Annotated in this window: 7 protein-coding genes; 5 read left to right on the top strand and 2 right to left on the bottom strand. The window is 46.1% G+C overall.

Going from position 1 to position 10909, the window contains the following annotated elements; genetic code table 11:
- Nucleotides 1–65 precede the first annotated feature (65 nt).
- Nucleotides 66–1754, top strand: coding sequence for a bifunctional metallophosphatase/5'-nucleotidase (locus ACO0K8_RS10085; RefSeq protein WP_422946515.1), 1689 nt, complete (start codon nucleotides 66–68; stop codon nucleotides 1752–1754).
- 131 nt (nucleotides 1755–1885) lie between these two features.
- Here ACO0K8_RS10085 and ACO0K8_RS10080 read toward each other — a convergent pair whose 3' ends face one another.
- Together ACO0K8_RS10080 and ACO0K8_RS10075 are read right to left on the bottom strand one after the other, a co-directional pair.
- Nucleotides 1886–2659, bottom strand: coding sequence for an exodeoxyribonuclease III (locus tag ACO0K8_RS10080; protein ID WP_422946514.1), 774 nt, complete (start codon nucleotides 2657–2659; stop codon nucleotides 1886–1888).
- Nucleotides 2660–2732: 73 nt separating this feature from the next.
- Complete coding sequence (locus ACO0K8_RS10075) at nucleotides 2733–3737, bottom strand: glycosyltransferase family 2 protein (protein ID WP_422946513.1); 1005 nt, start codon at nucleotides 3735–3737, stop codon at nucleotides 2733–2735.
- Between the two features lie 595 nt (nucleotides 3738–4332).
- Here ACO0K8_RS10075 and ACO0K8_RS10070 point away from each other — a divergent pair.
- From ACO0K8_RS10070 to ACO0K8_RS10055, 4 genes are all read left to right on the top strand, one after another.
- Nucleotides 4333–5151 (top strand): ABC transporter permease, encoded by an 819-nt coding sequence (locus ACO0K8_RS10070; protein ID WP_422946512.1) that lies wholly within the window; start codon nucleotides 4333–4335, stop codon nucleotides 5149–5151.
- Entirely contained in the window at nucleotides 5141–6532 is a 1392-nt protein-coding gene (locus tag ACO0K8_RS10065; RefSeq protein WP_422946511.1) for an ABC transporter ATP-binding protein, read from the top strand. Before ACO0K8_RS10070 ends, ACO0K8_RS10065 begins: the two co-directional genes overlap by 11 nt.
- 24 nt (nucleotides 6533–6556) lie before the next feature.
- Nucleotides 6557–7636, top strand: coding sequence for an acyltransferase family protein (locus tag ACO0K8_RS10060; protein ID WP_422946510.1), 1080 nt, complete (start codon nucleotides 6557–6559; stop codon nucleotides 7634–7636).
- Nucleotides 7637–7757: 121 nt separating this feature from the next.
- Nucleotides 7758–10838, top strand: coding sequence for a rhamnan synthesis F family protein (locus tag ACO0K8_RS10055; protein ID WP_422946509.1), 3081 nt, complete (start codon nucleotides 7758–7760; stop codon nucleotides 10836–10838).
- Nucleotides 10839–10909: the final 71 nt, after the last annotated feature.

Genomic DNA, 10909 nt, shown 5'->3' with positions numbered 1-10909 from the left:
GCGGCTAGTGTTTACACTAGCCGCTTTTTTATTTTCCTTTTTAATCTGCTCTTGGATCGCAATTTATGATGTCATCGATAAAAATTTTCAGTTTGCTGTCCGTCCTAAGTTTATTGTTTTCTTGCGCGTCTGCGACTAAGCAACAAGGCAGCGCCGACATTACCATCTTCAGCTTTAATGATTTTCATGGCAATCTACAAGCCGAGCAGCCAGTGCCTTACATGGCTCCCGTGCACGATGCACACGGACATGCAGGCGCACCTACAGCTGCGGGCGGCTATGCGTATTTCGCTAGCATGCTTAAGCAACGTCGTGCCGCGGTGGGGCCTAGCATTCTGGTCGGCGCTGGTGATTTGATGGGGGCTTCACCTATCGCCTCGGCCATGTTGCGTGACGAACCTGTGATCGCCGCCTTGAATCAACTCGGTTTGTCGGTCACCGCGCTGGGCAATCACGAGTTCGACGCTGGTGGCGCTGCCTTGCAAGCCAAACTGGCCGGAGTCTGCCCGGCCAACGGCTGTGCCTTCCCTGGTTTTAGCGGTGCCAAGTACGACTACATCGCCGCTAATGTCATCAATAAATCGGATGGGCAGACATGGGTGAAACCTTATGTGATACGCCAGGTGGGTGAATTTAAAGTCGCATTTATCGGCGCGCTCACCTCGGATACCCCGAATCTGGTGGCCGGTGATGGGGTCAAGGATTTGCAATTTGAAGAAGAGGCGAACACCATCAACCGCTATGTGCCCGAGATCCAGCGCCAGGGTGTGGCGGCCATCGTGCTCTTGATACATGAAGGTGCTAGTTATCAGGGCGCTGCGAATGACGCTAGTTATGCCTGTGAGGGTTTGCAGGGGCCTATTATCGCCATCAGTAAAAAACTCGACAAGGCGATCAGTCTGGTGGTCTCCGGCCATACCCATCAAGGCTACACCTGCAAGATCGATGGCCGTCTGCTGGTGCAGGCGCGCAGCTATGGTGCTTACCTGACCGAGACCACCTTAACTATAGACCGCAGCAGCCAGCAAGTGATCAAGGCAGTGGCGAGTAATCATCTGATAGAGCAAAGCAAGCTCAGCGCCGACCCTGAGGCTCAGCAATTGTTGACTCAGGTCGCTAGCCTGACCGCAATGGTGCGCACCCGTCCGGTCACGCGTCTGAGCGCAGCACTGACACGCGCCAGTGAACCAGGCCAATTTGACAGCAGCCTGGGCAATGTGATCGCCGATGCCCAACTGAAATTTGCAAAAAGCGTAGGCAATGCCGATTTTGCCATGATGAACGCGGGCGGCATACGTAGCGATCTGGCCTTAGGCAAGCAAGGTCAGCCAGCGGAGATTAACTACGGCGACATTTACGCGGTACAGCCATTTGGAAATACGCTGATCAGTATGCGATTGAATGGCGAACAAATCCTCGCCTTACTGCAGCAACAATGGCAGGGCGGCAGCAAGGCCGCTCCGAAAAAACTGTTTGTCTCGGATGGTTTTAGCTATCGTTGGAAATTCGGCGCCGAGCCGGCAAACATGCTGCAAGATGTGCGCCTGCATGGCCAACCCTTGGATATTCAGAAACAATATACGGTGGTGGTAAATAGCTTTCTGGCGGACGGTGGCGATGGTTTTACGGTCTTCAGACAAGGTACTGAGCGCAGAGTGCTAGGGCGCGACCTGGAAGCGTTTGAGCACTACATGCACGCGCAGGGCGCAGATTTAACCGGACTGAAAACCGATAGAGTGCAACGCCTCGATTAAACCCTTAAAGCGATGATGGGGGGCTGAAAAATCAGATACTCCCCCTATTTTCAAAAAAAACTATGTCATTTGCGCACTATCTATATGCGCAATCAAAATTTACTAGGGGGAGTATCTATAATTGAGTGAAATTAAGCGTACTTGATAATCAAGGGCGCATGATCGCTAAAGCGTTGCTCTTTGTAGATAGAGGCAGATTGCGCGGTGCCGGCGATGCCTTTAGTGGCGACATGGTAATCGATGCGCCAACCGACATTATTCGCCCAGGCCTGGCCGCGATTGCTCCACCAGGTATACGCCTCACTGGTAGTCTCAGGATGCAGCTGGCGATACACATCGACCCAGCCCAGATCATCAAACAAGCCCGTCATCCAGGCCCGTTCTTCCGGCAAAAAGCCGGAGTTTTTCTGATTACTCTTCCAGTTCTTTAAATCGATTTCTTTGTGTGCGATATTCCAGTCGCCACAAATCACCAACTCGCGCCCCTCGGCAATCAAGCCCGCCAGATGCGGCATGAACAATTCCATAAACCGGAACTTCGCCTCTTGCCGTTCTGGCGACGAAGAGCCGGACGGGCAATACACCGAGATCACCGACAAATTACCAAAATCGCAGCGCACATAGCGCCCCTCGGCATCAAACTCAGGGCTGCCAAAACCGATATGCACGGCATCGGGCTTGCTACGGCTATACACGCCGGCACCCGAATAACCCTTCTTTTCAGCATAATGAAAATGCCCGTGATACCCATGTGGCGTCAAAAAGTCAGGAGTCATATCTGCCTCTTGTGCCTTCAACTCCTGCACACAAACAAAGTCGGCAGACTCTTTTTCAAACCACTCAAAGAAACCTTTTTTAGCAGCGGAACGTATGCCATTAAGATTGGCGGAGATGATTTTTGTCATGGGATTTAAAGTGGAAATTTGCTGGTTTATAATAACTGGAACTAGCTGCGCGAATAACAGTATCTAGCAATTCTTAATGTTGTACGCGAGAGCACTTACTCGGGCGTAAACGCTTATCTAATTGTCGCCATATCGCGCCAATTGTAACCACTCTATTTTTTTGTATGTGACGTCGTTTACGCCACATTTCAGGCAGTCCCAGACAAGCATCTCGCTTGGCCCGGAGTATGATTTTTCCATGGCCTCTAAAAGAAAATAAAATAATACTTACTAAATTTAGAGCAACATGCAGAGGCAAGAGTAACCAAAACAAAATGCCTGGCATATTTTTTACAAAAGTCCAGACTAGATTACGATGACCATGATATAGAGCGAAAGCGCTATGCTGACCACCGGTAGTACCGGACCCAATATGATGAGCCACAGACTCAGGCACATATAGACAGCGGTAACCGGCTAAACGTAGGCGGAAACCAAGATCGACGTCTTCTACATAGCAAAAATAATCTTCATCAAATCCACCAGTCTCACGCAAAACACTGCGTCGATATAGCGCGGCGCCGGCGCAAGGCGAGAACACTTCATGTACAGCTTCGACTTCGGTAGGCAATACCGCGCCGTGCCCCATGCGCCACACTAAGCCACTCATATGGTAGACATCTCCCGCACCATCGAGCAAGGTAGGATGATTAGCATTGATTAACTTACTGCCAAATACATCGAAACGCGGATTGGCGATGGTAGCGGCCATCAATTCTTCCAGCCAATGTGGTGTCGCAAAGGCATCCGGATTAATCAGCGCTATCCATTCAGAATCGGTAGAAGCCGCTGCTATCGCCACATTATTGGCAACAGCAAACCCAGTATTACTCTCTAATGCAAGCAAACGCACAGATGGAAATCGACGCGCTATCGCTAAGGATTGATCTGTACTAGCATTATCAACAAGGATAATTTCGTGAGGCGTATAGGTCTGATAAAGCAAAGCGTTCAAGCATTGCTCCAGAAACTGCTCACCGTTCCAGTTAACCACCACCACTGTGACTTTTGACACTAATTTTTGTTGCTGATCGTTCAAAAAGTCTCCGTATAAATTACCTCTAAGTCGACGCAATAATAAAATATTTCAAAGCGCATTAGTTGACGCATTTTTTTCTGGCTATATTATACCAACCTACACGCGACATACGAAAAATACATTATTTTGTAGTAACACTGGTTTATGTAACATGTATATTGATCAGCCTATTTTTTAGTTGTTGCGGTGAAAATTCCTCAAGCGGTCCATCTTTTATGGGCGCAACGTTTCGCCGGTTTGCTTTTCTTCGCCACTCAAACTCATTGATGAAAAATAGCGCAGACGATGTGACCACGTTGGACGCTCGTCCCTATGCATTGGCGGCATGCAATTTCTGCCTATTGTTTTGCTTTTCGATGAAACTGCTTAATCTGGTGCTAGGAAAAAGCTTGTTGAATGTTTCGTTTTTTCTTGCGTGTAAGCACCGTCACTCTAATGCAATTGTACCCAACCTTTAGCAGACTAAATTTATGTGTTGGTTAAATTTGGTACTCCTGTTCCAGAGCGCAAGCCTTATGATGATGCGACTTTTGAGTTATAATTCAGCGCACTAAATACGCAGAAAATTGTTTTTTAGATATGGAAAATTGATAAGATGACGAAATATTCTCTCTCACCTGTTCGTCTCTTGCGCTCATTGTGGCAACATCGACAGTTGATTGCCGATCTTGCTAAGCGCGATGCATTGGGAAAGTACAAAGGATCGAAGCTTGGTGTCCTGTGGTCAGTCCTGACGCCAGTATTTATGCTGACAATTTACACATTTGTATTTAGTGAAATATTTCAGGCGCGTTGGAATTCCGCGAGTGCCTCAAAAACAGAATTCGCGATTATATTATTTGCTGGCTTAATTGTATTTAACTTTTTCGCAGAAAACGTTACGCGTGCTCCGGCACTCATCTTGGTTAACGTTAATTTTGTGAAGAAGATAGTATTTCCTCTTGAGATACTTGCTTGTGTGACGATTTTATCGTCCTTGTTTCATATGATGCTTAGCTTGTCCGTGTTGCTGGTTTTCCAGTTATTAATAACTGGATACGTGCCAATGACGATTGTGTTTTTGCCTCTTGTGATATTTCCATTAGTATTGTTTTCTCTTGGACTTTGCTGGATTTTATCTGCGATAGGCGTATTTTTACGTGATGTTGGTCAAACTATTGGGCTTTTTGTTACTGGATTAATGTTTTTGTCACCTATTTTTTTTCCTCTTTCCGCTATCCCTGTTCGTTGGCAGGACGTGGCCAAGCTTAACCCGCTGGTGTTTCCTATTGAGCAGGCGCGTAACGTGCAAATATGGGGTCTCTCTCCAGACTGGAGTGCGTGGAGTATCTATACTATGACCTCTGCCTTAATTGCCTGGTTAGGATTTGTTTGTTTTCAAAAAACACGTAGGGGATTTGCTGATGTCCTCTGAGTTCGCAATAAAAGCAACAAATATTGGCAAATGTTTTCAGATTTATGAAAAGCCAAATGACAGGTTGATGCAGGGATTGTTTGGCTTGGCGGCAAGTCTGTGCCCCGTGAAAACATGGCGCTCCGTTCTTCAACAACGCTCGATTGCGTGTGCCAAGCAGTATTGGGCTTTGCACCAGATTAGTTTTGAATTAAGAAAAGGCGAAACCATCGGTATTATTGGTCGTAACGGCTCTGGAAAAAGCACTTTATTACAGATATTATGCGGAATTTTGAACCCGACTACTGGCGAAGTTGAGGTCAATGGACGTGTTGCTGCACTGTTGGAATTAGGCTCTGGTTTTAATATCGACTACTCAGGCCGTGAAAATATCTACATGAATGGTCAGTTGCTAGGCTTGAGCAAGCAGGAGGTTGATGATCGTCTGGAATCGATAATCGAATTTGCCGATATTGGTGAATTTATAGAGCAGCCTGTTAAAACATATTCAAGTGGAATGTTTGTACGGCTCGCTTTTGCTGTCATCGCGCATGTTGATGCAGATATTTTAGTGATCGACGAAGCACTTGCAGTTGGTGATGCATTTTTCACTCAGAAATGCATGCGTTTCTTGAGGAGCTTCATGGAAAAAGGCTCTATTCTTTTCGTCAGTCATGATACCGCTGCGGTTAAAAGCATTTGCCAGCGTGCTCTATGGTTGGAGAAGGGAAATTTGCAGGGATGTGGTACAGCAAAAGAAGTTTCAGAAAATTACTTACAGGCATTTTACGAGACCACGGCGGGTGCCAATCCGGCTCATGAAGTCAAGATGCGTCGGCAAGCCCCAAAATTCACCTCAAATCTTGAACGCAAAGATGCCCGTCTTGATTGGATTAATCGTAGTAATTTGCGCAATGATATTAAAGTCATTGAGTTTGATCAGAGTGTGTCCAGATTCGGCACTAAAGAAGCGCAAATTTTATCAATAGAATTTTTTAGTGAAGAAGGTTCCTCGATGAATTGGATCATTGGTGGAGAGCCTGTGGTCTTCGTTGTTCGTGCACATATTAATCAGAATATTTTTTCGCCAATCATCGGTTTTTATATTAAAGATCGCTTAGGGCAAATATTGTTCGGGGATAATACTTATTTAACCTATTACGATGCCCCTTTAGATGTTAAAGCGGACACGAATGTGACTGCTGAATTTCACTTTATTATGCCAATTTTGCTTAAGGGGGAATATTCAGTTTGCGTTGCGGTTGCTGCAGGTAGCAACCAAGAGCATACCCCGCTCGACTGGATTAATGATGCAATGATTTTGCAGTCTGAGTCCTCATCTGTCGTCACCGGTTTGGTTGGGGTGCCGATGCAGAAGATAGAATTCATGGCAGATATCTGACCATTTTTCTCAATTTATTTAAGCATGACTCATAGTATTCCCTACCTTGGTGCGTCAACGACGCGCATACCTGAACTCGACGGGATGCGGGGAATCGCAATACTGTTGGTGATGGTTTTTCACTCAAATCTTGCCATACTCAAAGGCGGTTTTATTGGTGTTGATATTTTTTTTGTATTAAGTGGTTTCTTAATAACCGTACTTTTGTTAGAAGAATTCGACGAAAATAATACAATCACGCTCAATGAATTTTATTTTCGGCGATTTTTAAGATTAGCTCCCGCGTTGTTGTTATTATTAAGTGCGGTAGCTATTCTCAGTTCTGTTTTTCTAAGTGGTGTTGATCGCAAGGATCAGTTTATAGATGTGTTGATTAGCCTGTTGAATGTCAGTAACTGGGCTAGGGCATTTTCCTTACACCCACCTACTTACCTTGGGCACACTTGGTCGCTGTCGCTGGAGGCACAGTTCTATTTTATTTGGCCCCTTGTATTTGCCGGCGTGTTAAAAACTAGTCGCTCCAGATGCCACCTGGTGCTTCTAGGCTTGATCGTGGGACTGTGGGGAAGCAGAATTTATCTTGCGTTGAATGGCACTTCGTTTGAGCGCTTATATAACGGACTCGATACCAGAATGGATATGCTGTTATCCGGCAGTCTTTTGGCAGTGCTTTTAAGGTCAAACCTCGTTACTTTTTATCAAAAAAAAATCGCGTTGGTGTTGAAATATATAGCACCAGTTAGTGCGTTGTTGCTGCTCTGGATCAGTGCAGTGGCAGACTGGCGTGAGTTGTCGTTCTACTATTGGGGTATGCCGGCCATTGAAATTCTCGTTTGCAGTATTATTCTGAATATACGTTTGGTTGAAAATAGTTTTTTGAAAAATATACTTTCGAATAAATTATTTGTTTGGATTGGCGGTATTTCTTATGGCCTTTATCTTTGGCATTATCCCGTATATGCACTGATGACTACGCTGAAATTTACCAACTTAACTATTTTAGTGGTTGGGTCAGCGATCACTTTTATCCTTGCTTTTTTGTCTTCTTGCTTAATTGAGAAACCAATTATACGGCGGGGGAAAAAATATCTAGTAATGAGTTGAATTATTCGATCGCCGCTAGCGATGCAGGTGTATAAATCTAACAAATGCGATCTGGAACTGCGGCAAAGACGTAAAAATTTGATGATATTTAATCAGAAAAACGAATGAAAGATTTGAAATAATGAGTCGATATGACTACGAGTTTGATGCCAATTCTGAGAGTATTGCCGCACGTGTAGTGCGTTTGGTTGGATACGATAAACGGGTACTTGAGTTAGGCTGTTCGTCGGGACACATGTCTAAGGTTTTTCGATCACATGGTTGTCAGGTTATCGGGTTGGAGATGGATCCCATTGCTGCCGGTGCAGCGCGGGAATTTTGTGAGGTGGTTTACGAGGTCAATCTGGATGATGCGAATTGGCCGGAAATCTTAAATAAGCAGACTAAATTCGATGTCGTTGTTGTTGCCGATGTTTTGGAACATTTGCGTGAGCCCCGTGCCTGTATCGGACAATTACGTCGCCTGCTGAGCGATGACGGCATGTTAGTCGTGTCAACTCCAAATATCGCGCACGGTGGAGTGATTGCCAGTTTGATGCAAGGAGATTTTCGATATCGTGATACCGGCTTGCTGGATCGGACTCACATACATTTTTTTACCGAAAGAAGTTTGCGCGAAGTCCTAGTCCAGGAAGATTTTTCGATTGATCATTTTGATGCAGTTGATGCAGGCACGGACCATCCTGAATTTGCCCATTATTGGAAAGAGATTCCGGAGGAGATACGTGAACAAATTCAGCGTATTCCTAATGCCATGGCATTTCAATTTGTTTTGGGTGCCTCCAAGTTCACGAATGATAGCAGATCAGATGCCTTGCGCGAAACGCAGCGTCAGTTTGAATTTGCTAAGCGTAGCATAGTCACGATTCAGGATCATGCAAAGGCGCTTGAAGTTCAGTGTGATAAAAGCCATACTGAAATTGCGCAATTGAGCCAGCGCAATGAGGAAAATTTGGTTCTGCAGCAGTGTCTGAATGCCGAAATTGAACATTTAAACCAGCGTACTGCAGCGCAGGAAATTGCCGCGAATAAAGTGATTGAGTCTCACGGACTTACGGTACAGCATTTGCGTGAGGAACAGCGACACTTGCAAGAGGAGTTGCACCGTACTCAAGATGCCTTGCATGCGATTTTGCAGACCAGTAGCTGGCGAGTGACTGCCCCGCTTCGTTATGTGTCCCGGCGAGTTCCGCTGACCTTCAAACAAGTGATTCGGACATTTTTGTTTCGCTCTTATGTCGTGGCCAAATTGTGCATGCTTGGTCCGTCTAAAGGCTGGCCCGAACTTAGTCGTCTGATTCGCAGAAGCGCTGCGACATGGTTCGGTAAACCAGGTAAAGCACTCACATTTATTGACGAAAAGTTAAGGACGATACAGGCTGCGGCTGTACCGGAGGCAGCTCGCGTGATAGAGATCGATTACAGCGCTTCTGTTCCCTTTAAGTTTGTCGGGAATGACAGTATAGAAAATGCTGGCAAGATCAAACTGGCTGCTGTTATACATCTTTTCTATGAAGATCTTGCCACAGAGTTTCACTCGTATCTGTCGAATAGTCCGCTTGCGATGGATATTTATATCTCAACCACTGATGAGTTTAAGGCTGAGGTTATTTCAAAGGCTTTTAAAAGCTGGAGCAAAGGCACGGTTGAGGTTCGCGTGGTCGCAAATAGAGGGCGTGATATTGCCCCCAAAATAATTACTTTTAGGGATGTTTATCAAAATTATGACTATGTGCTCTGCCTGCATGGGAAACGCTCGCATCATGCAAGCGTTTTATCGCCGTGGCGGCATTTTCTTTTAGAAAGTCTCATTGGCACGCCAGCCGTTGTACAGAGCGTTTTATACGCTTTTGAGACGAACCCACAATTAGGGCTGATTTCTTCGCAACATTTTGAACCTATGCGTCATTGGACCAATTGGGGTGGGAATTTTAAGTTTGCCAAGGATCTGGCCAACAAGATGGGTTTTTTGCTACAGCAAGATGATCCTCTGGATTTTCCTTCCGGTTCAATGTTCTGGGTACGATCGACTGCATTGCAGCCACTACTGAACTTACAACTAGAATTGACGCAGTTTGATGCAGAGTCTGGGCAGACCGACGGAACACTTGCGCATGCTGTCGAGCGCATTTTTTTCCACATTTGTGAGCATGCCGGCTTTGACTGGATGAAAATTGCCCGTCCAGAAATTTTTGACCATACACCGGCCATTATTGAACTGGAAAATGCGCAGGAGTTGCAGGAATTCTCAGGGAAATATGGTTTTAAGTTACTTCATCCACAGGGGGTGAAACCACGCCAAACCCATCCCGCTCCGGTGGCGCTGACTAGTGATAGTTTGTTTAATTATGTGCGTGACCGGATGCTGGGAGTTCATTTGCCTGTCAATCCGAACTCCCGCGTCGCCATTGGCTTGCTGACCTATAATAATCCGGAGCATGAATTAAGGTTTGCGGTCGCTGCGGCAAGGTGCTCACTTGAAACCGCCGGCCTTGCCGCAAATGGTAAATTGTTTGTGCTCGATAACGGATCCGATACCAGCTCTTGTATAGTTGCAAATGACTTCGTGCAGCGTCAGGAGACCCGGGGAAACATAGGTTTCGGAGCGGGACATAATCAATTGATGCGAACTGCATTTGCCGAGGGTTTTGACACGTATATTGCGATTAACCCAGACGGAGCTTTACATCCAGATGCGGTGAAAGCATTGATGCAAATGATGCAGGCCGCTTCGGGCAGGGCAATTATCGAGGCTCTGCAGTTTCCTTCTGAGCATCCGAAGCCTTATGATGAGCATACGCTTGATACTCCTTGGGTTTCTGGCGCTTGTCTGGTGATTCCGAAAGCAGCATTTGAAGATCTCGGCGGGTTTGATGATAATTTTTTTATGTATTGTGAAGATGTGGATTTGTCTTGGCGTGCCCGTGCGAAAGGTTATGCCCTCAAGACTTGTCCTCGCGCACTGTTTTTGCATGCAGTGACGAATCGTGAGATGCGCCCGGCTACCTTAAAAATGATCTTTGAATCGGCGCTTTTGTTGGCCAGGAAGTGGGGTTCAGTTGAGTTTGAGCAAGATGTCATACGTCATCTGAGTGCGCAGGGATTTTCTATTCCGGAGGGTTCTCCGGAGCAAGTTCCCGAAGAGTGGCGTAGGTATGCTGATTTTTCCCATCAATTCAGTTTCTCCTTGCCGCGCTGGTAAGCGAAGTAAGGGAAAAACCTTTGGCTATGTTCCATGTCCCCCTTGTCCACGCGGGGCGACTATGGAACATA

Origin of the sequence: Undibacterium sp. Ren11W (genome assembly GCF_049340485.1) — a bacterium.
In the GTDB taxonomy this organism is placed as follows: Bacteria; Pseudomonadota; Gammaproteobacteria; order Burkholderiales; family Burkholderiaceae_D; genus Undibacterium.
The sequence above is the reverse complement of the archived record's forward strand: the minus strand, read 5'-3'. Positions and strand labels throughout refer to the sequence as shown.

Excerpts from the sequence above, each read along its gene's own strand:
- ACO0K8_RS10085 (WP_422946515.1), top strand. The coding sequence starts at position 66 with ATGATGTCATCGATAAAAATTTTCAGTTTGCTGTCCGTCCTAAGTTTA.
- ACO0K8_RS10080 (WP_422946514.1), bottom strand. The coding sequence starts at position 2,659 with ATGACAAAAATCATCTCCGCCAATCTTAATGGCATACGTTCCGCTGCT.
- ACO0K8_RS10065 (WP_422946511.1), top strand. The coding sequence starts at position 5,141 with ATGTCCTCTGAGTTCGCAATAAAAGCAACAAATATTGGCAAATGTTTT.
- ACO0K8_RS10070 (WP_422946512.1), top strand. The coding sequence starts at position 4,333 with ATGACGAAATATTCTCTCTCACCTGTTCGTCTCTTGCGCTCATTGTGG.
- ACO0K8_RS10060 (WP_422946510.1), top strand. The coding sequence starts at position 6,557 with ATGACTCATAGTATTCCCTACCTTGGTGCGTCAACGACGCGCATACCT.
- ACO0K8_RS10055 (WP_422946509.1), top strand. The coding sequence starts at position 7,758 with ATGAGTCGATATGACTACGAGTTTGATGCCAATTCTGAGAGTATTGCC.